Genomic DNA, 23,700 nt, shown 5'->3' with positions numbered 1-23,700 from the left:
TCCAAACTGCTGCCCTATCCTCATCACGGAGGATATTTAAATGCCGAACTCAGACCTGCTCCCTTCCCTGCTTTTCAAGATCAACAAAAACCAGCTCGCCCTCGAAGCCGCCATCATGGAGCTAACGAATTGGGTCGAGCAGCGCGGATCTGAATGGCCGTGGAACCCTCCGACATCGAAGACACCAGCGACTGGCTTGGATGCCCGACTGAACTGGAAACCATCACCCATTACAAGCTGATGCTGGAAAACGAAGTCCAGGAGTTGAATCTGCAACTGCGCAGCGCTCGGGAGAACATCTTCGGCCTGGTGAAAATGTACGACGCAGCCTCCGCCTCTTTCATGCCGTTGGTGATCAACAACGACCAGTCAATGTTGCTCATCAGCAACCTCCAGTTCTTCAGTGATGACCACAGGTAACCGCCCACCTGCACCAGGGTATGAATCACGGCAAAGTGAGCTAGTGGGGGCGATTACTTCGCAGTAATAAATCCACCACAAAGACTGTCCAGCAAATCCTGGCCGCCTTTGGAGTTGAAGAATTCAGTCGACTGCTTCACCTCCATTTCGTATTTAGGATTTGTAGCAACATCACGGATGTGTTTCGCCATCTCGTCAGTCATGCCCTCTTTCTGCTCCGTCAGGAATTTTTCTAAAGTGATCCCTGCTTCTGGATGCTTTTTTGCGCACGCCTGGGTGGATGCGACAGCCATAACCGCAGTGTTGTGGTCCGCGACAACGTCGCTTGCGGCCGGAGCTGAACCGACATAAGCGAAGGCAATTATCGCGATGGCCGTACCAGTGCGAACTTTAGTTAGGAACATTCATATCTCCAGATCAGGTATTTGGCATTAATGCCAAGACATATCGGCCCAGCTCGCTGGTTCCTTTAGCGATTTAGCCGCCCCTCCTCCGACACCACCATCGCTCGCGATAACGCTATTGAGCAGCTGGAAACGCTGCACAAGTCTGCCGTTGAACGAGAAGAGGCTGCCGCCAAGCTGTTGGCGGGACAGCTGAGCTGGGCGGTGAAGTGAGCATCCGGTGGTGGTGGCGATAAAGCGCATGCACTGATTGATTCTGCCGTGCGCCGACTCACGCCAGTTGAATGCGAGCAACTCCAGGGCCAGCCCGACGACTACACGCTCATCCCTTGGCGCGGCAAGCCCGCCAGCGAATGTCCGGACGGCCCGCGCTACAAGGCGATCGGAAACAGCAAGGCGGTGCTGGTAGTACGGTGGATCGGGCGCAGAATCCTGCGCCTGATTGAGGCTTTATAGTTAGAACCTCACCAACGGCTCACCATTTACCGAAATTCGACTCAGCAGACACAACTCAAAGGCTGACTGCCCAGAAATAACCGGCAACGTTATCCCCTGTTGGCGCTGTAAATCCAAGATAGCCCTCATGCCAGTGGCCGCAACCTGGTAAGCCTTAGAGAAATCACCTTGTGCCTCGAAAAGGCCACAGGTAGGGCAGTCAATAGAGTGGCCGCCCAATTCAAGCGCCCGCGTTTTGGCAACCGCACCGCAAATAAAGCATTCCATATCCACCTCCGTTTGGCTGATCGCTGAACTGTAGCTGATCCCTCACCACCCTCCACCGCCCGGGCATGACCCGGCATAGGACGCCCCATGCCCACAGAAAACAAACCGGACGAGCCGCTACCGAGCTTGGCGACCGGCGCCGAACTCAATACGGCAACCTGGACCGACTTCGTAGAGCGCCTTCGCTATGACTGCAACGGCGCCGGCGTTAAATGGCACCACACAGCTGCCGCGCTTTTCACCGTGCAGACCAAACGTATCGATTACGGCTTCGAGCCGGACTATGCGGAAGGATTGGTAGTGTGTCGTGAGGACTGTTCTGGTTCAGCCCTGAAGAATACTGGGAGGACTGCGACGAAGAGGATCAGGCGGAGTTGAACGCCAAGGTGCAGGAAGATAACGAATGCGGCTTCCTAGAGCTCGACACCGACGCTCAGTGGGAGCTGCTCAGCGAACTCGACGATCATACTGTCACCGGATGGAATAAGCGTAGGAAGATCGTGAACAGCCACTTCACCAAGGAAGCCGCCGAGGCTTTCATTCGGCGTAAAAAGCACGACTACGGCGAGATGCGCGTCTACGTCGAATCCCAGTATTACGCCTGGGAGTTCGAAGCCATCAAGGAAGCGATCCTAAATGGCACGCTGACGTACGTTCCAAAAGTGGCCGCATTATAAATGCATCTACAGCAGACCCATTATTGGTTATCTGATTTGAACTAATTTTGGGGATGAATCGAAATATGCTGAACAACGCTGAATATCCCGAATGATTTTATCTGACGCCCCAAACGGTAGCTGGGTCAACAACACTAAAAGTTATCATATCGGCATCGACCAATAACATCTTACCTCCACCAACAGATACCAGGATGTGTGTTTTTTCACCGTCTACTTTGTAAACGTAGCTCATGACTCTTGCATCTTTATTACGCAGTAGTTGAGCGGATGACTGGCCATTTAGCAACGGTATGATCACAATCATAACCAAAATAAAAATCGCACCAGATACCAACCCAAGAAACCTATAATATGGCGTCCCACCACTTTTCTCATGGACAGAAATAGAGATATTTATTGCAGAAATTATTGTAATCAGAGAAAACGACCAACCCCCACCCAAATATTTCATAGCTTCCCGATCACCCAAGCATATAACAAGAGCCATACTAGCCAGAATAAACAATACCATTAATACAAAGCTAGCTCTTCTCAGTTCCAAATGAGATGGCCAGTTCAAATTAGCAAAAAGCAGCGTTAGAACCATAGCCATGAATAAAAAAGATGCATACCACATACCACCAACTATAAATTCAGTAGCTGCATAAAACCCCAAAAACCAGTAAGCCCCTAATGAGTCAAGATATCCCTTTAAAGAAAAATAACCAGCACAGAAGGATAAACCAACCAAAACAACGGAACAGGCAGCTACTTTGCCGAGATTATCCAAGAACATTGACCACTCGTTTTTCCCTAACATGCAAACACTCCAAATAAATTATCTGCTGCATTATCCACGATTATTCTCCAACGGCGAAATCCCCTCCGTATCAGGACCGCTGATCATCAGCTAGTACTAACGGGTCTATCGCGCAGCAGCAGTACACCCCCTTCAAAGTCAGCCGCTATAGCGGATCGAAATCACCAAGCTCCTCACGGACGTCCGAAATGGCGTACTCAAGCAATTCAAGTGGAACGTTCTGCTCGAACAGAGTTACCTCAAAACGCAATGTTTCATCGTTTCGAAATATCTCAAATACCGGCCCCTTCTCACCTCGCCAGCACTCCAGCGCCAGGCCATCGTGACCTTCAACAACGCTTGAAGCACGAAAGAACCGGTATTCAACTCCGTGTATGACCATATCGCACCTCCACCTAATGTTGGCGGCACGATACCTCTCCCCATTGTGAAATTGAAAGCCGCTATAGCGGCAAAGGAACAGTCATGCCTGAAGAAACTGTTTTGATCCGACCACTGCCGGTTGAGCGCGATGTAGATGGCTGGTGGTCGCATCCCGACTACCTGTCGGAGTACGACGACGAAATCACCGAAGCGCAATTCATGGAGTGGTGCCTCCGCAACCAGGTGGAAACGAAGATCACTTACATGGAAAGCGATGTTTCCATTGATGTGTTCGACGCCTACATGGATGACCGGCGCTGTAGCGGGATATCTGAATCCCGACGGCTACCGCTATACAAGGTCAAGGGTCAGCGTTTCACCTGCCACCGACTCGCATGGCTGCTCGGGTATTCGGCAGTTTCAGTTCCGGGATATCCGGCCGAAAGCGGCCAGTGAAATCGACGACCTGGGCGACGCCAGCCGGCTGCTTGGGCATACCGACAAGCGCATCACCGAGACGGTGTATCGCCGCGTCGGCGAGATCGTAAAACCAACCCGATAGCCGCCTAAAAGCAGGCCGATTTCGTTTCCGCAAGTAAACTGCCACCCCTTGATTCTAGAGGGCTTCAGAGCATAGGAGCCCTCTGGGAAGACATCAACGAGGAATTGAAGCCCGTCCTTGCAACGCATGGATTTGCGCTCTCGCTCCGCACCCCCTCGCGGCGCCAATGGGGTCGAGGTGGAGGGCGTACTGAGCCATCGAGTCGGCCATCGCGAAACAACGTCCATCCTGCTCCCCGCAGATGCTACCGGTAGCAAAACGCGCCTACATCGAGGATCGAGAAAACCCACTTTCGAAAAAACACATCATGCTGAGGTTAAACACCACCTTGCTCGCAAGGGAGGCGCCTTTCGCGGTTTTTTCAGGTTCATCGCATAGCGTCATGACGATTTTGTGAAAATTAAAGCGCCGCAAACGATTGCACCGCCAACGGTCAGATTTTTTTCTAAAGAACCATTCTGGTGCGCCGATCACAGTTAAGTCACGGTGCACGTATCTGCTAAAAGCCGATGCCGCAGACAGGGATGTTCGGACACTTTCCACGCCTCGATTGGGCGTGTCTCATTCCTGCCATGGGTATCTTCCGATGATTGTCGAAAAGTCCTTGAAAGTGCAAATCCTCGCCTTGTTGCCCCTTTGTGTTGCCAGATTAGGTGGCAGCAGAATCAATACGTTTGGATAACTCGCCTGATCGGCACAAGAGAAGTTGTCGATCTGTTGCAGGCAAACATCGATGTACATGCGGGATCACTGTTTCCATTAGGGGCTCATGCAATGCGTGCGAAGTCAATTCAAATACTCATGGTTGTTCTTGCCGCTACTCTAGCCGCACTGCTCTACGCATTCTTCGCTATGAAGCAGGCGTCCATAGAATTGCGGGACATTACCGAACAACGTTATGAGTCTTATCTTCTAGCGGATGAACTTCGCCAGAGTTCCGACGACTTGACCCGACTCGCTCGCACCTATGTGGTGACCGCAGACCCGGAGTACGAGCGTCAGTACCTCCATATACTCGACATCCGTAACGGCAAGGCCCCCCGCCCACAAGAATATCAGCGTATTTATTGGGATTTCGTTGCTGCCGGGAATGCCAAGCCGCGGCCTGACGGCCCCGCCATTTCACTCGATGAATTGATGAAAAAAGCTGGATTCGCCGAATCTGAATTCGTCAAATTACAACAGGCGCAGGCTAACTCTAATGATCTGGTGCAGCTTGAAGTCCGAGCGATGCATGCGGTTAAAGGGGAATTTATCGATTCGCAGGGGAACTACACAGTCAAGAACGAGCCCGATATGGCGCTAGCCAGGAACCTCCTGCATAGCTCGGATTATCACCGTTTCAAGGGAAAAATCATGGCGCCGCTGGACGATTTTTTCGTCCTGCTCGACCGACGCACAGCCAACGCCGTCAACGTGGCAGACGGAAATCTGGCAAACGCTCAGTATATGTTTCTGATTTTCATTTTTTTACTGTTCGCGGAAATCGGCTTGCTGATCTATCTAAGCCACCGCAGGCTCCTGAATCAACTTGGAGCAGCACCCGCAGAAGTGGATGCAGTGGTAAACGAGTTGGCCGCTGGTAACTTGACGACGCATATACCTCAGGCACCTGCTGGCAGTGTCATGAGCAACTTGGGGATGATGAACGATAAACTCAAGTTATTGATTGGAGCAGCACTCAATACCAGCCAACAACTAGTGCTTGCCATCGATGATGTGGCACAAATGATCGATAACACCAGCGACCGCACTAGCCAGCAAAATGAAATGACCGATTTGGTGGCCACTGCCGTAAATGAAATGGGGCTAACCGTACAAGAAATTGCCCGCAGTGCAAATAATACAGCCCAGGTCACTCGAGAGGCGCTGAACGATTCGCAGCAGGCCAGCACAACCGTACAAAATTCCTGCACTCAGATTGAAGTGATGGCCAGTGATATAGGAACAGCGTCCAATGTAGTGAGCCAGCTGGCTGAACAGGTCGCTTCTATTGACCAGGTACTGGCTGTTATTCGCAACATTTCTGAGCAAACCAACTTACTCGCACTCAACGCCGCCATCGAAGCAGCTCGTGCTGGAGAAATGGGCCGTGGGTTTGCCGTGGTTGCCGACGAAGTTCGTACGTTGGCAAGCAGAGCTCAGCGATCAACCGATGAGATCCAGCATATGATTGCCAGCCTCAAGCAGGGGGCTGAAAACGCAGTAACGTCCATGCGCTCCGGGCAGGTGGCGACATCTACTGGTGTAGAAGCAAGCCACAACACGAACCAACTGCTACAAAGGATAGCCACGCGTATCGAACAGATCAGCGACATGAATCAACAGGCAGCTACAGCAACCGAAGAGCAGTCTTCAGTAACAGAGGAAATCAATCGCAATGTGCAGGGCATTGCCGATTTAGCCGGCCTGACAAGCAGCGATATCCAGATTTGCAGGGATAGATGTCAGGCGCTGCGAAAACTCTCGGAAAACCTCGCTATAAAAATGAATAGTTTCAGCATCTAATCCTCCGTAAGCCTCCGCTCGGGATTCATTCCGGGCGGCGCGAGGCGGTTCGTGATTTGCCTCTAGCGCCGTAGTTTCTTCGGGAGCGCGGCTGGCATTGCCAGCATGCTTGATGCCGGCCAAGCCAGGAAACAGACCGCCAGTAAAAACTGCCCCTCTTCTCCTTCATCGCGTCGACGGTTATCAGCGATACACCGCGTCGCCTGAAAAAGTGCAGCCATAAATCGAGTGAAGACCTATAGTGTGTCCCTGTGAATTCCTACACTAAGGTTCACGCTCTTAACCACTCAGCTCCGTATCGGGGATAAAACAATGAATGCAAAACAAGTGTTTGTAGCCACCCTCGCTATTTTGGCCAGTTCGGCTGTATTGGCGGCTAAGCCGCCCGCCAAGCCTGTCGACAAGTGGACGTGTGGCGACTTCCTGGAGATGGATGAGACGTATCAGCCTAATGCCATCTTCTTCGCCGAGGGTTTTACTAAGTCAGGCAAGCCCGTCGATGCCGTGATGGATGTAGACGGCACTCTCAAAGTCACCCCGAAGGTGATTGAAGCCTGTACCCAGAACGCGCAAGGCTCTTTTGTCGACACGCTGAAAGCAACGAAGGCTAAACAGTAACCGGAAAAAATCTGGAGACACTGAACAAGCTCTCAAGGCATTCAGGCATTTGTCTCCAGATCTTCCCCGCGCCACTTCAAAAACCAGCGAACGTCGTTCTTTTAGTCGCCTTGTCGACTCTGAGGCGCGAGTAAAACTCACCTCGTTTGAGACATCGCAAAAGAACAGCAATACCGGCGCGGCCAACTAATTCCTTAAACGAAAAAGCCCTGATTATTCAGGGCTTTTTTATTGCCGAAGCGCACTAGGGACTGAGCGCGCTACAGCATCCATTTCAGCAGGACATGAGTGGCGATCCAAGGAGAAGCCTGAGCAACGCCCCACTGCAGAAGCGCGCAAATAAACACATAAGCGGCGAAGAACTTCAGCATTGCCCCTCTTCCCATGACGCCCTCCCGCCTCAGCGAAATCTTGCTCGATCACCTGTATGCGTTCGACGCATTCCAGTGCTCGCAGTTCACTTTTGCCAGGCTGCACCATTCGTCGCATTGACCCTTGAAGTGCCAAATACCTGACCCTCGCTGGCGCAGGCTTTGCACAGCTCGATCCAGCGGCCCCAGATCGACATTATTCTGACGCGGCAGCATTCAACCAACGTTTAAGGACACCAGCGATACGCTTGGTCAGTCACCGGAGATGTAACGTGTCAACTCTCAATGAAATCGCAGCGAACCACGCGAGAATGGCAAAGGCAAAGGAAGAAGAGTCGACCGGGCTGAATGAGCGACACCTTCATCGAGTAACTAGTATTGAAATCATCAGCGTGGATGAGCAGCAAAGCGTCCCGCTGCATCTCATTGCCGGAGTGCAAGACAGCAAGCCCGCGCAGACCATCGGTTACGGGGTCTGACGTCAGCGGCCAACGACTCCCACGCAGCGAGGCGCCACTGAAAGCGCCTTCGCTGGCAAGCTCGGCTCTTACGGGGTTTGTTTGAGCCTGATAGCCCGACCATCCCCAAATTTTCAGACCAACCGCGCGCAGCGTCGGCAATAACGCTAATCGCACCATCGCAGTGCAACGACTTGGCAAAAAATCGTTTCCTCGACTAGGGTTCATACCCATCGACATGCCCCGCCGCTCGACGGGCCCTGCTCAAGGAGAGATGAATGTCGCCGATCAAAAAAGCCGAAAGAACCTACCGTGCCTGGTCCAGCCCCATCCTGCTCGAACTGAAAGCCAGAGAACATCAGCTCAACCCCGACGCCCGGCAGGCGTTGCAAAACATCCTGGCAGAACGACGATTGATAAATAGCGGCAACGGCGCCGGTAGTGATCGACGCCATCCGACTTCCTGAAGGGGCGCCCTGTTCATCGGATTGTTCAACCGCTCGCTTGCGCTAGTGGCACGTAGCCGCTATCCCTGTAAGTGAGTCTGGAAGGGGTACACGAAGATGATTTCAAGATTCGTTGTTGTTCCTGCAATCCCCACGGAGACGGGATCGATGCGCAGCGGATCGCGCTTTTACTGCAAAACCGCGCCGATCGGTTTCAACCTCTATGACAACGAGGAAAAACGGCGGCTACCCACCAGCTATTCGACACGGCAGGACGCCGAGCATGAGTGCCAGCAACTGAATGCCGAGTGCTTGCAATGCATGCTCGCCGAGCGTCCCTTCGTCAACTCGCCCTGATCGCGTGCCTGACTGACTGAAAGATCCGTCGTTTGTTCAGCGAGAAAAGTCCGAAAAAATAAACGGAACTGGCACTACGCCATCAATGTCGTAGTGGCAGCACCTGGAGAATCGGATGACTCGCCCTCGCCACTTTCAGATCACCTATCGCTTCAAAAAAGGCCGGCATGTCTTTGTGCAGCCTGACTCACACATGTCCGATGCAGACGCGTGGTATTACGCCTGCCTGCATTCCGGCATCGGGCTTACGTATGGAGACAATCACGATCATCAGAACCACGATGTACTGCGCAACCATGCGCAAGAATCCGGCCTGACACAGGTTATCTGGGAGGAATTGCCGTAACGTCTGGCGTGGCACCTACGGCAATGTTCGAAGAGGTTTCAGAGGCAATCCTTGACCGCTTTGCGCATCGCTGCAGATTTGGCCCACGGCGGGCCCTGATACAGCGAAATCCGACTGCCATCCTTGTATTTCACGACGTCCAGAATCTCGTCAGCGGTGATAACGCTCGGAGCGTTGATCCGGTAACCATTGGATATCGAGGTCTGTGCCGTTCTGGAGACTTGCTGCTGCCACAGCGGCAATATGCACGCGGCGTAGTCTTTTGGCACCTTGCTGCTGTACTTACTGACGTTAGGCTCACCCGGCACCAATGACGCTGGCAACGAACAACCTGCCAGCATCGCCAGGGCGATGCCCCCGATCAACATCCGCATGACGCTTCCTTATCCTGAAAAAAACGAAATGTAGCCTGTCGTCGCCCGGACATCCATCTGTTACACAAATATCCTCAGGTTTTACCGGACGGATCAGGGTCTGTGCCTGGGTCCTTATCCGGATAACTCCTTTCATTGAGGTACGTCATCCATCGTTCATACGCTTCGTGCTGCCATTGCGTGACTCGCTCCCATTCAGGGCCGCTCATTTGATGAGCCGATATCAGCATCATCATCTCGGTAGTGGCCGCGTCCAGATCAACAACCAGTTGATGGGCATGGAATCTGAAGTCATCGGTGGTCGTCATTTGAGGTCGCCTCGCCCTAGCGGAATTTACTATTTCGTACGACATCAATGCGGCTCGTTAGCGTTCATCCTTCCGACAGATGGCACACCTTGAGCGTCGGACGAACAAACGTCCGCCGCCGCCAATCGCGACTATTCTTTCTAGCGGGTCATTTCAAGGAGACAGACATGAGACTCAACGATGCGGAAAACCAACTTCGTCGAGATCTGCAAGGCGTTGCATCGGACCTGAGGTGGTCGGCCGTGGAGCTCTTGCGGATTGCGGAGCAATTGCGCCAGGCCGGTAATGAGGTCGACGCGCAAGCCGCGCTGAAACTGTGCGACCTGTTCCAGGGTGATGAAGGGCGACTGGCGGGCTACGCCGAAGAGGTCAAAGCCAAGACCATTCGCCGGGAAAAAGTTTGAGTCAGCTGGACACCGGTTTTAAGCACGTCGCACGCCACTTATCCGCGAACGCCATGATGGCGGCGCCTTGGCCATCCGCAGACTCAACAATGGGTTGGTTGTACGCCTCGTTGATCAGCATGGCTCCCAACTTGTCATGGTCCGGATTGCCCGACTTGATGGCTAGCAGACTTGCTTTGGACTCGCCATTCTGACGCGACTGCATGATCGAACCCGCCAAAATGCGGAAGGCGTCGCAGACTGTCGCGTTGGATGGCAATGAGATCTGCGCCTGACTTGCGCCAACAAAACTGAGCGCGCAGGTCGCCGCCAGTGTGATCCACAGCCCTTTCAACATGAGTTCCTCCCTGGATTTAAAAGCCGCCACCCTATCACCCGGCTGCCGTGTTTAAAATCCTCCCGCTGCCGATTCGACGACAAAAAAAGCCCCGGCATCGCGGGGCTTCGTCGTCTTCACTCGGTCTTCTGGTTGAGCGGTGATCGCCCTGCCCTGGCTCGATAGCCGGGAAGCGCCGCCGCATACGCCAATGCTTCTTCTCTGCTGGTAAAAGAGCCGAGTCGGTCACCTTTGGTGCACACACGCCAAGGGCCGTTGTTAACGCTCAGTACGTCATAACCGTTCATGTGCATTTTGTTCAGAACCGGAACGCTCATAGTCACCTCCTGTTCGGCAATGATCAGCCACGATTGACCTCGCTACCTTACACCCGCCTCCTTGCGCAATGCCGACCAGACGTCGCGCCAGTATTCCAGCAGCACATGGCACTTTTCGGCGCTGGCGTGGCTCCAACCCTTGAAACCACGGGCTCGGCCCGAATGTTGCATTTTCATGACTGTTTCATGACAACGAGCACGCAGGTAACACATGAAAATACGTGCAACCGTCATTTGCGAGCAGGATCGCCACGTTCTCCTGGTGCGCAAACCAAGGTGCCGCTGGAATTTGCCCGGAGGCAAAGTCGAGCCCGGCGAAACCACGGTCGGTGCCGCCCAGCGTGAACTTCAGGAAGAAACCGGCCTTGACGCGGATGGCATGCTGTATCTGATGCAGCTCGATATGGGGGGCACTCGGCACCATGTCTACGAGGCCTCGGTGGAGAATCTGGACCAGGCCCGGCCACAAAATGAAATCTTCGATTGCATCTGGTATCCGCTGGATGCGGTGCAGAACCTGAGCACCAGCGACGCCACGCTAAAAATCGTCAAAGCGTTTCAACGTCGCCTGTGAAGTTTCTACACCCCTGACTGCGCTGCAGAATCGCAAAAGGGCCGAGTCTTCTATGGGAAGGGACTTCTGTGGGACGGCTTCTGTGTGGAGGACTTCTGTGTGGAGGACTTCTGTGGAAAGGGACTTCTGTGGGAGGGCTTCTGTGGAGGACTTCTGTGGGGGGGCTTTTGTGGCGAGGGGGCTTGCCCCGTTGGGCTGCGAAGCGGCCCCAAACACCGCGATCAAAAGTCTTCACTACCACAGCAAACATGGATTTGGGACTGCGGCACAGCCAACGGGGGCAAGCCCCCTCACCACCGGACATCAGCCAGCGAACGCCCGGCGGCCGGCGCGCATTTCGATGCGCAGTTCACCAATCAGGTTGGAAATCTCGCGAACACTGTTCAGGTGAGCGGGCGAGACACCGGTGATCAGCAGGTCGATGCGGCCGGTGGCAGGATCGTACACCTTGATCCGCAACGAGCCGTCGGGGTTTAGCGTGCACTGGCAGGACAACGGCTGAAAACCGGACTCCACAATGCGGCAAAGCTCTGAAATTGAGACCATGTCGGGCGACCCGGTGCGAGTTGATCGGATTGGATCCGCTTCAGGATAGATGCCCTTTCAGCAACCCGCTTCGACGGCTCGCATTAATTAGTGTTAGTCGGTTCGCATATTCGACAGTTTTCAGTGCGAATCGCCATCCCATATCCAGTTCCAGATCCCCGGCAACGCCACTGACTCCGTCGTGCTATTGACAGTACGGGCCATGGCCGCCCGTTGCAGCGCTGCGGTGTCGTCGTAAAACGGCTTGGACGCCAACGGCACGCCGGTGGAACGGGCGCTGTCGAGCAAGATTTGCAGATACTCCCGGGCATGGCGGGCGCTGTAGCGGTTGAGGTCATGGAAGGTCACCACCACCGGAATGACGCCATCGACAGTCGGCAGCTCACCTTGGGCAATGCGCTCGCGGACTTGCGAAAGTTGACTCAACAGATTGGCGCGGCGCCGGGGGCTTGCATTGAAACCCCAGATCTTGCCGTCGTTGGCGCTCAAATCGGTCAGCAACACATGCATCCCATGGCGCTGATAGGCGGCAAACACACGTTTGTCGTAATTCCAGAACGGCGGGCGCACCAGCGTCGGCGGCGCGCCGGTAATCGCGGCGATGTCGGCGCTGCCCTTGGCCAGCGACTGCTCCAGTTCCTCAGGGTTCAGCAAGCGGTGATTGGTGTGCCAGTACGTTGCGGTATGAAAACCCAACACATGCCCTTCGGCGTGTTCGCGGCGCATCACCTCGCGGCCGATGTCACTGTCGCCGGCCCGTGGCGCGCCGGTCTGCACGAAAAACACTGCTTTGATACCCGGTTGCAGCGGGTTCTGCGCGAGGCTGTCGAGCACGGTCATGCTCGGGTTCCAGAAACTCGACGCGCTGGGGCCATCGTCGAAGGTCAGCAGAAATCGAACCGGCGCCTGTGCCTGGAGCCGTTGCTCGGTTTGCGGGGTGAGCGCGATGGGTGACGCGATGCAACCTGCCAACCCGATGACCAGGGTGAGCGCAGAGAGAACCTTGAACAGCTGTTTCATGTTTTGCCTTGGCCAGACCGTTGCGGTCATCACGTTAAACGGCAAAAACCCTTCGCCCATTCATCCATTGTCGGCCCGCAGATCGCTGCGAGCCGAAGTTGGAACAGGGTACACAGTGTTTGGTTCCAGCGCTCACCCTCCTCGCTTCAGTGCGCCAATGCCTGCTCAAAGGAGTTGTCGATAATCGGCGCGGTGGCCAACGCCGTCGGCAGCGCTTTGACCTTGAACAGGAAGTCCGCAGTGCTTTGCAGGTCCGCTGCGGCCTGCGCATCCACCGGGCCGACGGTCATGTGCGCCTGACGCAACCAGTGCCGAGAAACGTCCTGATCCAAATTGGCCTTTTTCGCCCAGAGGTCGGCGTACTCGTCGGTGTTGGCGTCGACCCAGGCCCGGGCTTTTTTCAGGCGCCCGAGGAAATCGGCGATGGCTTCGCGCTTGCTGTCGATGGACGGCGTTGACGCGGCGATGGCGCTTAGGCCCGGCATCAGGTTTTTCGCGGTGAGAATCGGCCGTGCGCCGGAAAACAGAATCTGCTGCGAGATGTACGGTTCCCACACCGGGAACGCGTCGATGCTGCCCTGAGGTAACGCGGCGGCTGCATCGATCGGCATCAGTTTGATGAAGTCGACGTAGTCTTCCGGAAGATTGGCCTGTTGCAACGCGCGCAAGGTCAGTTGCTGACTCCACGCACCGGGCCAATAGGCCACTTTCTTGCCCTTGAGGTCGGCGATGGTTTTTACCGGTGAATCCTTGGGCACCAATAAGGCAATCGTGTCCGGATTCTGTCGCGACACGCCAATCAACTTGACCGGCGCCTGCTTGGCGGCCAGAAACAGAAAACCGGAATCACCGAGAAAGCCCAGGTCCAGCGCGCCGGTATTCAACGCTTCGGCCAGTGGCGCAGCGGCCTGGAAGTGCTTCCAGTCGACGGTGTACGGCGCACCTTTCAGCACCCCCGACGCCTCCACCGACGCGCGAACGTTGTAGTAATTCTGATCCCCGACGTGCAGGACAACGGGCTCGGCGGCGTAGGCGAAGGGTGCGGCAAGCAGTGCGCTGGTCAGCAGGTGGCGCATGAATCGGGAGAAGTTCATCGAAAGCTCCAGGAACGTTATTTCCATAGACCCTAACGCTCTTACCAAGCCATTTATAAATTCGATTTATGCATAAGCTCATGACGTCTTTTTGTCACTGTCTGCCCAGCAACAGTGACTCGACAGACTGTTTTCTAGCGAACACCCACTGTCGGTCAGATGGCTTGAAAACCCCGTAAATACGGGTAATCCGTGAAATGGCACAGAGCCTGCAATATTCCTTTTATGCAGGATGCATTCCGTAAAAATAATTATTTGGACATAAGAAACTCGCCGCCTTGCCCGGAGCTGTCCCATGAAACCCATCGCCCGTTTCCCCCTCGTCAGATCGCTTTTGGGCGTCTGCGCATTGGCTCTGAGCCTGCAACCTGTCGCTCAAGCGGCGGAAGCACCGCCCGCCGAAGTGCACCTGGATTACGCCTATTACTCGCCGGTCAGCCTGGTGCTCAAGCATTTCGGCTATCTGGAAAAAGCCCTGCCCGACACCAAAGTCAGCTGGGTGCTGAGCCAAGGCAGCAACCGTTCGCTGGAATACCTCAACAGCGGCGGCGTCGACTTTGCGTCGTCCGCCAGCCTCGCGGCGGTATTGAGCCGCGCCAACGGCAGCCCGATCAAATCGGTTTACGTTTACAGCCGCGCCGAATGGACCGCGTTGGTGGTGCGCAAAGACTCGCCGCTCAAAACCGTCGCCGACCTGAAAGGCAAGAAAATCGCCGCCACCAAAGGCACCGACCCGTACCTCTTTACGCTGCGCAGCCTGCAACAGGCCGGCCTGAGCAAGGACGATGTCGAACTGGTGCACTTGCAGCACCCGGACGGCCGCGTTGCGCTGGAGAAAGGTGACGTCGATGCCTGGGCCGGACTCGACCCGCACATGGCGGCCAGCCAGGTTCAGGCCGGTTCGCGCTTGCTGTATCGCAACACCGACTTCAACAGTTATGGCGTGGTCAGCGTCACCGACACCTACGCCAAGGAACATCCGCAGACCATCGACACCGTGCTGAAGGCCTACGAGCAGGCCCGCGAGTGGGCGCTGAAAAATCCGGATGAGTTTGCGAAATTGCTCGCCAGCGAATCTGGTCTGCCGCTGGAAGTGGCCAAGCTGCAACTGTCGCGCACCGACCTGAGCAGTCCGCAATTGACCGCCAAGGACGTGCTCGCCTCCAAGGCCGCCGCGCCGATTCTGGTTTCTGAAGAGCTGGTGCGCCGTGGGGTGAACGTCGATCAGGTCATTGATCAATTGATCGACACCGGTTTCAAAGAAACCGTGGCCCGTCAGTAACGGATGCGCGCATGAGCAGCAAAAGCAAAGACCTGCCCGTCGCACTGCCGACACCACAGCGCAAGGGTTTCGCCCTGAGCGACGCCTGGCGCCTGCGCCTCAAGGGCCTGGCGTTGCCGGTGCTGATTGTGTTGCTGCTGGAATTGGTGGTGCGGATCGGCTGGTTGCCGTCCTATCAGATGCCCGCCCCGAGCGAGGTGGCGCTGACCCTGAGCGAACTCGCCGAAGGCGCGCTGTGGAAGCACATCAGCGCCAGCCTGTTGCGGGTGTTGCTGGGGTTTGCGATTGGCGCCGGCCTGGCGTTGGTGTTTGCCGCGTGGGTCGGGTTGAGCCGTGAGGCCGAAGCGTATCTGGAGCCGACGTTTGCCGGCCTGCGCTCGATTCCAAGCCTGGCCTGGGTGCCGCTGTTGTTGCTGTGGCTGGGCATCGACGAGACCTCGAAAATCGTCCTGATTGCCATCGGCGCGTTTTTTCCGGTGTACCTCAATGGCGTCGCGGCAATACGCGACATCGACCGCAAACTGGTGGAAGTCGGGCAAATGTACGGCTTCAGCCGGCCACGGCTGGTGCGGCGAATTTTGCTGCCCGCCGCCCTGCCCGGCCTGTTCACCGGGTTGCGCAGCGGTATGAGCCTGGCGTGGATGTTTCTGGTGGCAGCGGAATTGATCGCCGCCACCAAGGGCCTCGGTTATTTGCTCAGTGACGGCCGGGAAACATCACGTCCGGACATCGTGCTGGCAGCGATCATCGTTCTGGCGCTGCTGGGCAAACTCAGCGACGGCATCCTTGCCAGCCTGGAAAAACGCTTCCTGGCCTGGCGCGATACCTTCAACGGCCAAAGCACGGGAGATTGAGCATGACCGGACACCTGCTGGACATTCGCGTCGAGCGCAAATCCTTTGCCGCCACCACGGTCCTGAAAAACATTCACTTGCAGTTGCAGCCACGGGAAGCGGTCAGCCTGCTCGGCCCCAGCGGTTGCGGCAAAAGCACCTTGCTGCGGATCGTCGCCGGGCTGGAAAAGGATTTTCAGGGCGAATTGCGCAACAACGCCGCAGAAGTTGCTTTCGTGTTTCAGGAACCGCGCCTGATGCCGTGGCTGACGGTCGAGCAGAACATCGGTTTCAGTGCCGACCGACAGTACGACAAGGCCTGGGTGGCGCAACTGATCGAAGAAGTCGGCCTCGCAGGCTTCGCTCAAGCGTTGCCCAAAGCGTTGTCCGGCGGCATGGCCCAGCGGGTCGCGATTGCCCGCGGCCTGTATTCGCGGCCGCAGGTATTGCTGCTGGACGAACCGTTCAGCGCGGTCGACGCCTTCACCCGCATGAAGCTTCAGGACCTGTTGCTGCAACTCGCCGAGCGTCATGCCATCGCCTTGCTGCTGGTGACGCACGATGTCGATGAAGCGCTGTACCTCAGTGATCGCGTGCTGGTGATGGACAACCGCCCCAGCAGCATTCGTCAGGAACTCGCGGTGGAACTGGCACATCCGCGTGACCGGCGTGATCCGTTGTTGGCGCAGTTGAAGGCCGAGTCGTTGACCCAATTGCAGCGGGCGCACGTGATCTGACCCGCAAATTCGCCACCCACAGAAGCATGGCGTGCTGGCGCCGGTGAAGTGCCTTCGCCGGGCAGTTGCACTGATCAAGCCGCTGGGTTGATGGGCGTGGGTATAGGCGGATCAACTTGTACATACAACTTTTTAGCCGAATAAACATGACGCCAAAACGTTACACGCACTGTTTCAAGGCAGAAACACATTCATTGTCCGAGACCGTTTGACGCACTAACCGCTTGTCCGACAATTCATGAGCCGTAGATACATTTTGAATTACTAAAGCTAGCATGCGCGCCGCATTTCCAGTGGCACAGACCAATTGACCGAAGAGTCAATAACAAGGAAATCCCTACAATTCAACAAGCCTTGCAGAGAACTAAGTTGCGCGACGATCTTGTAATTAAGCAAGTCAGCGGCCTGGAGTGCGTGTACCTATCGACGACAGAGCGCTATCAACTTGACTGTTTTATCGGGCAATACATAAAGACCCGAAACCTGCGAACAATCCCCGACATCGGCGACATTCTGCGCTCAACCCTCGAAGGCTATCCGGGCAAAGCCCCGGTCATGGTCAACGAGCTGAATGCCTGGATCGACAAGACGTTGGGTTATCGGGCCGCCCATCCCGAATTCCCGCAGTTGGAAGACGTTTGAACTGATGCACGGGTTGAGTTCGGCAACAGACTGAACAAACCGCCATCAAGGCCTTCTCAAAAAAGCCCCTCTTGATAGAGGGGCTTTTTTTTGGCGAATGTCAGTCAGGGTTTCAGCGGAATCTCTCGGTCGCGGTCTGACAGTTCTTTTCCGTCGTCCGGGTGCTTCCAATCCAGCGTCGAACGCCTTTGCCGCTTGATTTCCTCCTCCGAGGGCTCATCGTCATCCAGTTCCGGCTGCTTCGGTTCATTTGCCATGCTCACCTCTCTTCCTGAAGAACCTGATTAATGGAACGCTGATTAAGCGTAGACCATTGGCAAAACCCGACTCACCACCACCAACGCAGCAGAAAGAAAAAGCCCATGCTCAACAACATACTGAGCAAGGTATTGCGCGTGTACAGCACCAACCCCACCGCCACCAGCGCGCTGATCAGGTACGGGTTATCCCATTGCAGGTTCAGCTGCTTGTCGGGCATGAACACAATCGGCCCGCAAATCGCGGTGAGCATGCCCGGCACCGCAAACCCCAGAAACTGCCGGGCATTGCTGCTCAAACGCACCGGCAATCGCGGCTCCAGAAACACGTAGCGGTTGAGAAAGACCAGCACGCCCATGCCGATAATCACTGCCCAGACCATCATGCCGTGTGCCCTCCATAGAATTTGTTGCAGATAAACCCGGCGGTCATGCCCGCCAGTCCCGACAGCACCAACGCCGAGCCCCACTGCCAATAACTGAACAGCACCGAGCAAAACAGCGACACCGCCACGCACACCACCGTCGGCACGTTACGCACCACGGGCGTGATCAAGGCGATGAAGGTCGCGGCGATGGAGAAATCCAGGCCCAAATGCTCAAGACCCGGAATGCTGCTGCCCAGCACGATGCCGGCCAGCGTGAACAGGTTCCAGGCGATGTAAAACGTCAGGCCGATACCCAGCGCATACCAGCGATTGAACTGCTGTCGGTCATGCTGGCTGGTCAGGGCGAACAGCTCATCGGTGAGCAAAAAACCCAACCCGACACGCCAGCGCCCCGGCAACGGCGCGATCACCGAACGCATGCTCATCCCGTACAGCAAATGTTGCGAAGTCAGCAACAAGGTGGTCAGCAGAATCGAAAAGATCCCGGCACCGCCCTTGAGCATGCCGATGGCCACCAGTTGCGCCGCACCGGCAAAGACGATGCTCGACAAACCCTGACCTTGCAGGGGCGTGAGATTGGCCTCAATGGCCATCGAACCGGCGAGCAAGCCCCACGGCGCGGTCGCCAGGGACAACGGCATGATCGCCACGGCGCCGCGCAGGAACGCACTGCGCGGCATAAGTGAGTTGGACATAACGCTCTGCAATGAGGGAAAGATCGCAAACTTTGCCAGCAGTCGTGGCCTTTGGCTTGAACAATCTTGCGCAGTTGACCGCAAATCGCTTCCACTCATCGGCTGCACGCTTGATTAGCCCCGGTGGTAGCAACATGATGGCGCTGAATTTCTCATTGAGGTCTGATCCGCCATGAGTTCAGTCGACACCGACAGCGCCGTCTACAAAACCCTGCTTGAATCGACCAACGCGATTCCCTGGCGAATCGACTGGGCCACCATGACCTTCAGCTACATCGGCCCGCAGATCGAGACGTTGCTCGGCTGGAAGCAGGACAGTTGGGTGTCGGTCAACGACTGGGTGGAGCGCATGCACCCGGATGATCGTGATTACGTGGTGGAATTCTGCGTCTCGCAATCCCGCGCCGGGGTCGATCACGAAGCGGATTACCGCGCGTTGACCGAAAACGGCGATTACGTGTGGATCCGCGATGTGGTGCACGTGGTGCGCAAGGACGGCGAAGTCGAAGCACTGGTCGGCTTCATGTTCGATATCAGCGAGCGCAAGAAAACCGAAGAACACCTGGTGCGCCTGCAAAAACAGCTCGAAGAATATTCGTTCCAGGACGGCCTCACCGGCATCGCCAACCGGCGCATGTTCGACACCGTGCTCGAACGTGAATGGAGCAGCGCCCAGCGCACCGGCCTGCCGCTGTCACTGCTGATTCTGGATATCGACTACTTCAAGCAATTCAACGACCACTACGGCCACCTCAAGGGCGACGAATGCCTGCGCCGCGTGGCCCAGACCCTGGCGCTGGCGGCCAACCGGCCACGGGATTTCATCGCCCGCATCGGCGGCGAAGAATTCGTCTGGCTGCTGCCCGAAACCGACGCCGAATCCGCCCGGCTGGTGGCGCGCAAATGCCTGCACCTTATTCGTCAGCAGCACATTCCTCATGAATCCTCGGCGGTGTCGGCGGTGCTGAGCCTCAGTCTGGGCGTCGGCACCATCACGGCGGCGCAGGAAGCAACGGCGCTGGACTTCGTCGAACAGGTTGACCAGTTGCTGTACAAAGCCAAGCACAACGGGCGCATGCGCGCCGAGTTCGGCGATTTGCGCTGAACCCCCGGCACCGCGCCCGAGTAAACCGCGTCAGGGAGTCGACATGCTGTACCGGATCGCCGCCGATGGGCTGGTGTTGTTTCATCTGCTGTTCATTCTGTTCGTGCTGTTTGGCGGGTTGCTGGTGCTCAAGTGGCGCCGCTTGATCTGGTGGCACCTGCCCGCCGCCGCGTGGGGCGTAAGCGTGGAAGTGTTGCACCTGATGTGCCCACTGACCGAATGGGAAAACCGGCTGCGCCATGCCGCCGGGCAAACCGGTTACGGCGGCGGGTTTATCGAGCATTACCTTTGGCCGGTGATCTACCCCGCCGGGCTGACACCGGCGATTCAACTGGGGCTGGCTTGCGTGGTCTTAGCGGTCAACGGGCTGGTTTACCTGCGATTGATCCGGTTATGGAAAGGTCGCAGGGCTTGCTGAAAACGATCCGAGGATGCGCACCATGCTGTCGATTGAAGACCTGTCGTTGCTCGAAGCCATCCGCGAAACCGGAAGCCTGTCGCGGGCCGCGGCGCATTTGGGTAAGGCGCCTTCAACCGTGTCCTACGCGGCGCGGCAGCTCGAAGAACGCTTCGATGCCTTGTTGTTCGATCGGCGGCGCTACCGCTTGCAGCTCACACCGGCCGGGGAATTGCTGGTCAACGAGGCGGCGCGACTGATGCAGGACGTGTCGCGCCTGACCCAACGGGTGCAGCAAGTGGCCAATGGTTGGGAGAGCCGCTTGTGGATCGTTACCGACGAATTACTCGAATTCGACACCTTGATCCCGGTCATCCACGAGTTCGATGCGCTGCAATCCGGCGTGCCGCTGCGCATCACTCAGGAAGTGCTCAAAGGGGTGTGGGAAGCGCTGCGTGAAGGACGCGCGGACTTGATCATCGGCGCCACTAACGAACCGCCGGCGATTCCAGGCCTGCGCTGGATGCAGTTGGGGGAAATGGAGTGGGTGTTCGCGGTGTCGCCCAAACATCCGCTGGCCAAGGCCCGAGAGCCGATTTCACGGGCAACGGTGACCCGGCATCGGGCGATTGTGGTGGCGGATTCGTCACGGGGCAGCGAAGGCAGCACTTATGGGGTATCGGGCGGGCAACCGGTACTCGCCGTGCCGACCATGCGCGCCAAGATCCTCGCCCAGTGCGATGGCCTGGGCGTGGGCTGGTTGCCGAAAAACCGTGTGGCTTCGCTGTTGAAGAACGGCACCCTGGTGGAAAAACAGATGGCCGACCCGCGTGAGCCGAACATTTTGTACGCCGGCTGGCGCGGCGATCATGACGGCCGCGCGCTGGGCTGGTGGCTGGACAAGCTCAAGCAATCCTATCTTTCAACGAAACTGGTTCAGGGCAGCGACCGCTTCGTCTGAACTCAGTTGGCAATCACGCTCATGTTGCGGCCACTGGCCTTGGCCACATACAACGCCTTGTCTGCCGCGCTGATCACATCGTCCGGCTGATTCTGTGACGCAAAATCGTAGGCGCACACCCCCAGGCTCACGGTCACCACGCCTTCGGCCGATTCCCGATGTTCCATGGCCGCCTCCTGCACCGCACGGCGGATTTTTTCCGCCACCAGAAACGCGCCGACGTAATCGGTGCCGGGCAGCACCACGGTAAATTCTTCGCCGCCATAACGCGCTGCCAAATCGCCGGGACGCTTGATGTTGTCCTGGATGATCGCGCTGATCTTGCGCAAGCAGTCATCGCCCGCCACATGCCCGTATTGATCATTGAAGTTTTTGAAATGATCGACATCCAGCATCAGCAACGCCAGATGCGTCTGGGTACGCCGCGCGCGGCCCATTTCGGCCAGCATGAACAGGTCGAACTGGCGCCGGTTGGACAGCCCCGTCAGCGCATCTTCGAGGGCCAGCAATTCGAGACTGCGATTGACTTGCACCAGCTTTTCCTGAGCTTCGAACATCATGTTCTGGATCTGGTTTTGCCGCTGCATGAGGCGGATCAGGCGATAGCCCAGCACACTCAGGAACCCCAGCAATAACGCAACGACGACGGCACTGAGCAGTGTTTCCTGGCGCCAGCCGGACAGCACTTCCTGCTTGTCGAGGGCGGCGAAAACGATCAGCGGATAACCCTCGACCCGCCGAAACCCCACCACCCGTTCCACGCCATCCATCACCGACTTGACGGTCGCGGTGCCCGAATTACCCTTGGGCAGCAACTGGGTGAACAGCGGACCATTGGCCACGCTGGTGCCGATGTCTTTGTCGTTGAACGGCCGGCGCACAACGATGGTTGCATTGTCGGCGATCAGATTGATCACGCCGTCGTTACCCAGGTCGATGCTGTCGTAAAGCCCCAGAAAGTGGTTGAGGTAGATCGTCGCCAATGCCACCCCGGCAAAGCTGCCGTCGGCATGATTGACCCGGCGCGACACAGTCATGATCCATTCGCCGCTGGAGCGACTCTTGATCGACGGACCGATGTGCGGGCCACGGTCAGGATGATCACGGTGGAAGATGAAGTATTCCCGGTCGGAGTTGTTGGCGCCCGGCACGTCCGCGCCATTGGAATTGGCGATCCAGCGTCCCTGCTCGTCGAACACGAACAGGCCATGGAGCTGGCTCAGCTCACCGCGCTGGGCGTTAAGCAAACGGTTCAGGCGCGGGAGTTGCGCCTGGTCGACACCTTCGTTTTCCAGACGGTCGACCAAGGCAAACAGCAGCGTGTCGGCTTGCTTGATCGAGGCTTGCGCCTGCGACGCGAGGGTCTGCGCCAGGTTAGACATGGCCACTTCGCTGTTGCGCAAATGGTACTGGCGGGAGTTCCAGCTCTCCCACAACGCAATCGCCGACATCGACACGCACACCGCCAACAGCAGAAAAACCGCGTACCGAACCTTGAGTGTTGACGCGACCTGCCCGACCACCGTCGGCGTGACAGGGCGAATGTGTTCAAGACGGTCATCTACAGACGGTTGCCCCATGACACTCCCTTAATCGTTATGACATGGCGAATTTTCCCGTCCGCCCTTCCACCGCCGCGCGGTGCATCCCTACGATAGGCGATTACTTCGGCGTCTGCTTCAACGCCTCAAGCCAGCGGGGGTCCAGCCGGGTCTGTTGGGTGTCGAGCCCCAACGCCTCCATCCGCTCTTTGTGCTGCTCCATTTCCCGCCACAATTGCCCGTGATCGCTGGAGTTCCCGTCCAGATCGTGCATCTGGGTCAAGCCCAGGTGGTAGAACCGCAGCAGCTTCATCGCCGTCGGATCGTCCAACGCCACCGCTGCCGTCACCTGGTGCATGACGTTGGTGACACTCATCAGGCTGCGCTTGAGCTGCCAGCCATACACCGCCGCTGCCATCCACGGCTGATGCCAGAACGTGCCGCGCATCAGCGCTGCCATCAGCAGCACCGCGACAAACACGCCACCGACATTGAACCGCAGATTGTCGCCACCCGGTTCGCCGAACACTGCCACGGCTGCGGTGGAGAGCACCATCGCCAGGGCGACGAAAATCAGGGCGATGATCACCGTGCTGCGCCGCGTCTGTTGTCGGTAGGTTTGGGCGTTCTGCGGCTGGATGTCGAACATCGCGTCGGGTTTCCTTGGGGCCATGGGCAAAAAGACTGGCGGGCATTATCGCCTCTGCGCGGGATTTAGCTATGCTGGGGCTCCTTTTCATCTTTTCATCGTCAAACGGGAAATGGCGATACCGTGCAGTTCGTGCCATCTTCTTTCTTGGATACACATTATTCGGATGCCATTTGCCAGAGC

35 protein-coding genes and 2 pseudogenes are annotated in these 23,700 nt (G+C 56.7%); 21 read left to right on the top strand and 16 right to left on the bottom strand.

Features of this window, described 5'->3' with window-relative positions; all coding sequences use genetic code 11:
- The first annotated feature begins 153 nt into the window (after positions 1 to 153).
- The gene (locus ACQKP4_RS00530; protein WP_427629390.1) at positions 154 to 420 is read left to right on the top strand and encodes a hypothetical protein; all 267 of its coding nucleotides are present in this window, start codon (positions 154 to 156) and stop codon (positions 418 to 420) included.
- A gap of 53 nt (positions 421 to 473) precedes the next feature.
- Here the strand turns inward: ACQKP4_RS00530 and ACQKP4_RS00525 are convergent, their stop codons facing one another.
- Positions 474 to 824 (bottom strand): hypothetical protein, encoded by a 351-nt coding sequence (locus ACQKP4_RS00525; protein WP_427629388.1) that lies wholly within the window; start codon positions 822 to 824, stop codon positions 474 to 476.
- A 213-nt stretch (positions 825 to 1,037) separates the two neighbouring features.
- Here ACQKP4_RS00525 and ACQKP4_RS00520 point away from each other — a divergent pair.
- The 3 genes and pseudogenes from ACQKP4_RS00520 to ACQKP4_RS00510 form a co-directional block, all read left to right on the top strand.
- Positions 1,038 to 1,280: pseudogene (locus tag ACQKP4_RS00520) on the top strand (DNA cytosine methyltransferase); the annotation flags it as partial.
- A gap of 354 nt (positions 1,281 to 1,634) precedes the next feature.
- Positions 1,635 to 1,925 carry a hypothetical protein gene (locus ACQKP4_RS00515; protein ID WP_427629387.1) on the top strand — a complete coding sequence of 97 codons (291 nt, stop codon included), beginning with the start codon at positions 1,635 to 1,637 and terminating at the stop codon, positions 1,923 to 1,925.
- Positions 1,922 to 2,224, top strand: coding sequence for a hypothetical protein (locus ACQKP4_RS00510; RefSeq protein WP_427629385.1), 303 nt, complete (start codon positions 1,922 to 1,924; stop codon positions 2,222 to 2,224). The genes ACQKP4_RS00515 and ACQKP4_RS00510 overlap by 4 nt, the downstream gene beginning before the upstream one ends.
- 97 nt (positions 2,225 to 2,321) lie before the next feature.
- Here the strand turns inward: ACQKP4_RS00510 and ACQKP4_RS00505 are convergent, their stop codons facing one another.
- Positions 2,322 to 3,002 (bottom strand): hypothetical protein, encoded by a 681-nt coding sequence (locus tag ACQKP4_RS00505; RefSeq protein WP_427629383.1) that lies wholly within the window; start codon positions 3,000 to 3,002, stop codon positions 2,322 to 2,324.
- A 169-nt stretch (positions 3,003 to 3,171) separates the two neighbouring features.
- A complete protein-coding gene (locus ACQKP4_RS00500) occupies positions 3,172 to 3,408 on the bottom strand; it encodes a hypothetical protein (protein ID WP_427629382.1) in 237 nt (78 codons plus the stop codon).
- 83 nt (positions 3,409 to 3,491) lie between these two features.
- Between ACQKP4_RS00500 and ACQKP4_RS00495 the strand changes: the two genes are divergently transcribed.
- From ACQKP4_RS00495 to ACQKP4_RS00460, 8 genes and pseudogenes are all read left to right on the top strand, one after another.
- On the top strand, positions 3,492 to 3,845 hold the full coding sequence (locus ACQKP4_RS00495; protein ID WP_427629381.1) for a hypothetical protein: 354 nt from the start codon (positions 3,492 to 3,494) through the stop codon (positions 3,843 to 3,845).
- A pseudogene (locus ACQKP4_RS00490) lies at positions 3,793 to 3,951 on the top strand (integrase); the annotation flags it as partial. The gene ACQKP4_RS00495 and the pseudogene ACQKP4_RS00490, both read left to right, overlap by 53 nt.
- A 774-nt stretch (positions 3,952 to 4,725) precedes the next feature.
- Positions 4,726 to 6,459: a methyl-accepting chemotaxis protein gene (locus tag ACQKP4_RS00485; protein WP_427629379.1), complete on the top strand. Its 1,734-nt coding sequence runs from the start codon at positions 4,726 to 4,728 to the stop codon at positions 6,457 to 6,459.
- A gap of 312 nt (positions 6,460 to 6,771) precedes the next feature.
- Entirely contained in the window at positions 6,772 to 7,077 is a 306-nt protein-coding gene (hdeA, locus tag ACQKP4_RS00480) for an acid-activated periplasmic chaperone HdeA (RefSeq protein ID WP_427629377.1), read from the top strand.
- Between the two features lie 643 nt (positions 7,078 to 7,720).
- Positions 7,721 to 7,927, top strand: a complete 207-nt coding sequence (locus ACQKP4_RS00475; RefSeq protein WP_427629375.1) for a hypothetical protein — start codon at positions 7,721 to 7,723, stop codon at positions 7,925 to 7,927.
- Between the two features lie 257 nt (positions 7,928 to 8,184).
- Positions 8,185 to 8,373 carry a hypothetical protein gene (locus ACQKP4_RS00470; RefSeq protein WP_427629373.1) on the top strand — a complete coding sequence of 63 codons (189 nt, stop codon included), beginning with the start codon at positions 8,185 to 8,187 and terminating at the stop codon, positions 8,371 to 8,373.
- A 147-nt stretch (positions 8,374 to 8,520) separates the two neighbouring features.
- Positions 8,521 to 8,709: a hypothetical protein gene (locus ACQKP4_RS00465; RefSeq protein ID WP_427629371.1), complete on the top strand. Its 189-nt coding sequence runs from the start codon at positions 8,521 to 8,523 to the stop codon at positions 8,707 to 8,709.
- 115 nt (positions 8,710 to 8,824) lie between these two features.
- Positions 8,825 to 9,055 carry a DUF6555 family protein gene (locus ACQKP4_RS00460; protein WP_427629369.1) on the top strand — a complete coding sequence of 77 codons (231 nt, stop codon included), beginning with the start codon at positions 8,825 to 8,827 and terminating at the stop codon, positions 9,053 to 9,055.
- 38 nt (positions 9,056 to 9,093) lie between these two features.
- On the opposite strand, the gene ACQKP4_RS00455 is transcribed toward ACQKP4_RS00460, so the two are convergent.
- Both ACQKP4_RS00455 and ACQKP4_RS00450 read right to left on the bottom strand, forming a co-directional pair.
- Positions 9,094 to 9,429, bottom strand: coding sequence for a hypothetical protein (locus ACQKP4_RS00455; protein ID WP_427629367.1), 336 nt, complete (start codon positions 9,427 to 9,429; stop codon positions 9,094 to 9,096).
- 74 nt (positions 9,430 to 9,503) lie between these two features.
- Complete coding sequence (locus ACQKP4_RS00450) at positions 9,504 to 9,737, bottom strand: hypothetical protein (protein ID WP_427629365.1); 234 nt, start codon at positions 9,735 to 9,737, stop codon at positions 9,504 to 9,506.
- Positions 9,738 to 9,904: 167 nt separating this feature from the next.
- Between ACQKP4_RS00450 and ACQKP4_RS00445 the strand changes: the two genes are divergently transcribed.
- On the top strand, positions 9,905 to 10,141 hold the full coding sequence (locus tag ACQKP4_RS00445; RefSeq protein ID WP_427629363.1) for a hypothetical protein: 237 nt from the start codon (positions 9,905 to 9,907) through the stop codon (positions 10,139 to 10,141).
- 1 nt (position 10,142) lies between these two features.
- Here the strand turns inward: ACQKP4_RS00445 and ACQKP4_RS00440 are convergent, their stop codons facing one another.
- From ACQKP4_RS00440 to ACQKP4_RS00430, 3 genes are all read right to left on the bottom strand, one after another.
- Positions 10,143 to 10,478, bottom strand: a complete 336-nt coding sequence (locus ACQKP4_RS00440) for a hypothetical protein (RefSeq protein ID WP_427629361.1) — start codon at positions 10,476 to 10,478, stop codon at positions 10,143 to 10,145.
- Positions 10,479 to 10,594: 116 nt separating this feature from the next.
- Positions 10,595 to 10,795 (bottom strand): DUF2188 domain-containing protein, encoded by a 201-nt coding sequence (locus tag ACQKP4_RS00435; protein ID WP_427629359.1) that lies wholly within the window; start codon positions 10,793 to 10,795, stop codon positions 10,595 to 10,597.
- Positions 10,796 to 10,837: 42 nt separating this feature from the next.
- The gene (locus tag ACQKP4_RS00430; RefSeq protein WP_427629357.1) at positions 10,838 to 10,972 is read right to left on the bottom strand and encodes a hypothetical protein; all 135 of its coding nucleotides are present in this window, start codon (positions 10,970 to 10,972) and stop codon (positions 10,838 to 10,840) included.
- A 34-nt stretch (positions 10,973 to 11,006) separates the two neighbouring features.
- Here ACQKP4_RS00430 and ACQKP4_RS00425 point away from each other — a divergent pair, with 34 nt between their 5' ends.
- Entirely contained in the window at positions 11,007 to 11,369 is a 363-nt protein-coding gene (locus tag ACQKP4_RS00425; protein WP_427629355.1) for an NUDIX hydrolase, read from the top strand.
- A 303-nt stretch (positions 11,370 to 11,672) separates the two neighbouring features.
- Here the strand turns inward: ACQKP4_RS00425 and ACQKP4_RS00420 are convergent, their stop codons facing one another.
- The 3 genes from ACQKP4_RS00420 to ACQKP4_RS00410 all read right to left on the bottom strand — a co-directional run bounded on the left by ACQKP4_RS00420 (position 11,673) and on the right by ACQKP4_RS00410 (position 14,029).
- On the bottom strand, positions 11,673 to 11,915 hold the full coding sequence (locus ACQKP4_RS00420; protein ID WP_427629353.1) for a DUF1652 domain-containing protein: 243 nt from the start codon (positions 11,913 to 11,915) through the stop codon (positions 11,673 to 11,675).
- Positions 11,916 to 12,035: 120 nt separating this feature from the next.
- A complete protein-coding gene (locus tag ACQKP4_RS00415; protein ID WP_427629351.1) occupies positions 12,036 to 12,935 on the bottom strand; it encodes a polysaccharide deacetylase family protein in 900 nt (299 codons plus the stop codon).
- A gap of 146 nt (positions 12,936 to 13,081) precedes the next feature.
- Positions 13,082 to 14,029 carry an ABC transporter substrate-binding protein gene (locus ACQKP4_RS00410; protein WP_427629349.1) on the bottom strand — a complete coding sequence of 316 codons (948 nt, stop codon included), beginning with the start codon at positions 14,027 to 14,029 and terminating at the stop codon, positions 13,082 to 13,084.
- Positions 14,030 to 14,324: 295 nt separating this feature from the next.
- Here ACQKP4_RS00410 and ACQKP4_RS00405 point away from each other — a divergent pair, with 295 nt between their 5' ends.
- The 4 genes from ACQKP4_RS00405 to ACQKP4_RS00390 all read left to right on the top strand — a co-directional run bounded on the left by ACQKP4_RS00405 (position 14,325) and on the right by ACQKP4_RS00390 (position 17,523).
- Complete coding sequence (locus ACQKP4_RS00405; protein WP_427629347.1) at positions 14,325 to 15,311, top strand: aliphatic sulfonate ABC transporter substrate-binding protein; 987 nt, start codon at positions 14,325 to 14,327, stop codon at positions 15,309 to 15,311.
- An 11-nt stretch (positions 15,312 to 15,322) separates the two neighbouring features.
- Positions 15,323 to 16,165, top strand: coding sequence for an ABC transporter permease (locus ACQKP4_RS00400; RefSeq protein ID WP_427629346.1), 843 nt, complete (start codon positions 15,323 to 15,325; stop codon positions 16,163 to 16,165).
- 2 nt (positions 16,166 to 16,167) lie between these two features.
- On the top strand, positions 16,168 to 16,881 hold the full coding sequence (locus tag ACQKP4_RS00395; RefSeq protein WP_427629344.1) for an ABC transporter ATP-binding protein: 714 nt from the start codon (positions 16,168 to 16,170) through the stop codon (positions 16,879 to 16,881).
- Between the two features lie 369 nt (positions 16,882 to 17,250).
- The gene (locus ACQKP4_RS00390) at positions 17,251 to 17,523 is read left to right on the top strand and encodes a hypothetical protein (protein WP_427629342.1); all 273 of its coding nucleotides are present in this window, start codon (positions 17,251 to 17,253) and stop codon (positions 17,521 to 17,523) included.
- 104 nt (positions 17,524 to 17,627) lie between these two features.
- On the opposite strand, the gene ACQKP4_RS00385 is transcribed toward ACQKP4_RS00390, so the two are convergent.
- The 3 genes from ACQKP4_RS00385 to ACQKP4_RS00375 form a co-directional block, all read right to left on the bottom strand.
- Entirely contained in the window at positions 17,628 to 17,780 is a 153-nt protein-coding gene (locus ACQKP4_RS00385) for a hypothetical protein (protein ID WP_427629341.1), read from the bottom strand.
- Positions 17,781 to 17,851: 71 nt separating this feature from the next.
- Positions 17,852 to 18,163 (bottom strand): AzlD domain-containing protein, encoded by a 312-nt coding sequence (locus ACQKP4_RS00380; protein ID WP_427629491.1) that lies wholly within the window; start codon positions 18,161 to 18,163, stop codon positions 17,852 to 17,854.
- A complete protein-coding gene (locus ACQKP4_RS00375) occupies positions 18,163 to 18,864 on the bottom strand; it encodes an AzlC family ABC transporter permease (RefSeq protein WP_427629339.1) in 702 nt (233 codons plus the stop codon). Before ACQKP4_RS00375 ends, ACQKP4_RS00380 begins: the two co-directional genes overlap by 1 nt.
- 172 nt (positions 18,865 to 19,036) lie before the next feature.
- Here ACQKP4_RS00375 and ACQKP4_RS00370 point away from each other — a divergent pair, with 172 nt between their 5' ends.
- Genes ACQKP4_RS00370 through ACQKP4_RS00360 form a run of 3 tightly spaced genes read left to right on the top strand, consistent with a single transcriptional unit; the run spans position 19,037 to position 21,327 of the window.
- Positions 19,037 to 19,969: a diguanylate cyclase domain-containing protein gene (locus ACQKP4_RS00370; protein WP_427629336.1), complete on the top strand. Its 933-nt coding sequence runs from the start codon at positions 19,037 to 19,039 to the stop codon at positions 19,967 to 19,969.
- Positions 19,970 to 20,012: 43 nt separating this feature from the next.
- The gene (locus ACQKP4_RS00365; RefSeq protein ID WP_427629334.1) at positions 20,013 to 20,387 is read left to right on the top strand and encodes a DUF2784 domain-containing protein; all 375 of its coding nucleotides are present in this window, start codon (positions 20,013 to 20,015) and stop codon (positions 20,385 to 20,387) included.
- A 22-nt stretch (positions 20,388 to 20,409) separates the two neighbouring features.
- Positions 20,410 to 21,327: a LysR family transcriptional regulator gene (locus ACQKP4_RS00360; RefSeq protein WP_427629332.1), complete on the top strand. Its 918-nt coding sequence runs from the start codon at positions 20,410 to 20,412 to the stop codon at positions 21,325 to 21,327.
- A 2-nt stretch (positions 21,328 to 21,329) separates the two neighbouring features.
- Here the strand turns inward: ACQKP4_RS00360 and ACQKP4_RS00355 are convergent, their stop codons facing one another.
- Positions 21,330 to 22,907 carry a sensor domain-containing diguanylate cyclase gene (locus ACQKP4_RS00355; protein WP_427629330.1) on the bottom strand — a complete coding sequence of 526 codons (1,578 nt, stop codon included), beginning with the start codon at positions 22,905 to 22,907 and terminating at the stop codon, positions 21,330 to 21,332.
- Between the two features lie 82 nt (positions 22,908 to 22,989).
- A complete protein-coding gene (locus tag ACQKP4_RS00350) occupies positions 22,990 to 23,517 on the bottom strand; it encodes a DUF3087 family protein (RefSeq protein WP_427629328.1) in 528 nt (175 codons plus the stop codon).
- Positions 23,518 to 23,700 lie beyond the last annotated feature (183 nt).

The sequence above is a fragment of the Pseudomonas sp. NPDC086278 genome, assembly GCF_050280905.1.
Taxonomy (GTDB): domain Bacteria; phylum Pseudomonadota; class Gammaproteobacteria; order Pseudomonadales; family Pseudomonadaceae; genus Aquipseudomonas.
The sequence above is the reverse complement of the archived record's forward strand: the minus strand, read 5'-3'. Positions and strand labels throughout refer to the sequence as shown.

Coding starts and splice junctions, on each gene's coding strand:
- ACQKP4_RS00530 (WP_427629390.1), top strand. CDS start 154: ATGGCCGTGGAACCCTCCGACATCGAAGACACCAGCGACTGGCTTGGA.
- ACQKP4_RS00525 (WP_427629388.1), bottom strand. CDS start 824: ATGTTCCTAACTAAAGTTCGCACTGGTACGGCCATCGCGATAATTGCC.
- ACQKP4_RS00515 (WP_427629387.1), top strand. CDS start 1,635: ATGCCCACAGAAAACAAACCGGACGAGCCGCTACCGAGCTTGGCGACC.
- ACQKP4_RS00505 (WP_427629383.1), bottom strand. CDS start 3,002: ATGTTCTTGGATAATCTCGGCAAAGTAGCTGCCTGTTCCGTTGTTTTG.
- ACQKP4_RS00500 (WP_427629382.1), bottom strand. CDS start 3,408: ATGGTCATACACGGAGTTGAATACCGGTTCTTTCGTGCTTCAAGCGTT.
- ACQKP4_RS00495 (WP_427629381.1), top strand. CDS start 3,492: ATGCCTGAAGAAACTGTTTTGATCCGACCACTGCCGGTTGAGCGCGAT.
- ACQKP4_RS00485 (WP_427629379.1), top strand. CDS start 4,726: ATGCGTGCGAAGTCAATTCAAATACTCATGGTTGTTCTTGCCGCTACT.
- hdeA (WP_427629377.1), top strand. CDS start 6,772: ATGAATGCAAAACAAGTGTTTGTAGCCACCCTCGCTATTTTGGCCAGT.
- ACQKP4_RS00470 (WP_427629373.1), top strand. CDS start 8,185: ATGTCGCCGATCAAAAAAGCCGAAAGAACCTACCGTGCCTGGTCCAGC.
- ACQKP4_RS00465 (WP_427629371.1), top strand. CDS start 8,521: ATGCGCAGCGGATCGCGCTTTTACTGCAAAACCGCGCCGATCGGTTTC.
- ACQKP4_RS00460 (WP_427629369.1), top strand. CDS start 8,825: ATGACTCGCCCTCGCCACTTTCAGATCACCTATCGCTTCAAAAAAGGC.
- ACQKP4_RS00455 (WP_427629367.1), bottom strand. CDS start 9,429: ATGCGGATGTTGATCGGGGGCATCGCCCTGGCGATGCTGGCAGGTTGT.
- ACQKP4_RS00450 (WP_427629365.1), bottom strand. CDS start 9,737: ATGACGACCACCGATGACTTCAGATTCCATGCCCATCAACTGGTTGTT.
- ACQKP4_RS00445 (WP_427629363.1), top strand. CDS start 9,905: ATGAGACTCAACGATGCGGAAAACCAACTTCGTCGAGATCTGCAAGGC.
- ACQKP4_RS00440 (WP_427629361.1), bottom strand. CDS start 10,478: ATGTTGAAAGGGCTGTGGATCACACTGGCGGCGACCTGCGCGCTCAGT.
- ACQKP4_RS00435 (WP_427629359.1), bottom strand. CDS start 10,795: ATGAGCGTTCCGGTTCTGAACAAAATGCACATGAACGGTTATGACGTA.
- ACQKP4_RS00430 (WP_427629357.1), bottom strand. CDS start 10,972: ATGAAAATGCAACATTCGGGCCGAGCCCGTGGTTTCAAGGGTTGGAGC.
- ACQKP4_RS00425 (WP_427629355.1), top strand. CDS start 11,007: ATGAAAATACGTGCAACCGTCATTTGCGAGCAGGATCGCCACGTTCTC.
- ACQKP4_RS00420 (WP_427629353.1), bottom strand. CDS start 11,915: ATGGTCTCAATTTCAGAGCTTTGCCGCATTGTGGAGTCCGGTTTTCAG.
- ACQKP4_RS00415 (WP_427629351.1), bottom strand. CDS start 12,935: ATGAAACAGCTGTTCAAGGTTCTCTCTGCGCTCACCCTGGTCATCGGG.
- ACQKP4_RS00410 (WP_427629349.1), bottom strand. CDS start 14,029: ATGAACTTCTCCCGATTCATGCGCCACCTGCTGACCAGCGCACTGCTT.
- ACQKP4_RS00405 (WP_427629347.1), top strand. CDS start 14,325: ATGAAACCCATCGCCCGTTTCCCCCTCGTCAGATCGCTTTTGGGCGTC.
- ACQKP4_RS00400 (WP_427629346.1), top strand. CDS start 15,323: ATGAGCAGCAAAAGCAAAGACCTGCCCGTCGCACTGCCGACACCACAG.
- ACQKP4_RS00395 (WP_427629344.1), top strand. CDS start 16,168: ATGACCGGACACCTGCTGGACATTCGCGTCGAGCGCAAATCCTTTGCC.
- ACQKP4_RS00385 (WP_427629341.1), bottom strand. CDS start 17,780: ATGGCAAATGAACCGAAGCAGCCGGAACTGGATGACGATGAGCCCTCG.
- ACQKP4_RS00380 (WP_427629491.1), bottom strand. CDS start 18,163: ATGGTCTGGGCAGTGATTATCGGCATGGGCGTGCTGGTCTTTCTCAAC.
- ACQKP4_RS00375 (WP_427629339.1), bottom strand. CDS start 18,864: ATGTCCAACTCACTTATGCCGCGCAGTGCGTTCCTGCGCGGCGCCGTG.
- ACQKP4_RS00370 (WP_427629336.1), top strand. CDS start 19,037: ATGAGTTCAGTCGACACCGACAGCGCCGTCTACAAAACCCTGCTTGAA.
- ACQKP4_RS00365 (WP_427629334.1), top strand. CDS start 20,013: ATGCTGTACCGGATCGCCGCCGATGGGCTGGTGTTGTTTCATCTGCTG.
- ACQKP4_RS00360 (WP_427629332.1), top strand. CDS start 20,410: ATGCTGTCGATTGAAGACCTGTCGTTGCTCGAAGCCATCCGCGAAACC.
- ACQKP4_RS00355 (WP_427629330.1), bottom strand. CDS start 22,907: ATGGGGCAACCGTCTGTAGATGACCGTCTTGAACACATTCGCCCTGTC.
- ACQKP4_RS00350 (WP_427629328.1), bottom strand. CDS start 23,517: ATGTTCGACATCCAGCCGCAGAACGCCCAAACCTACCGACAACAGACG.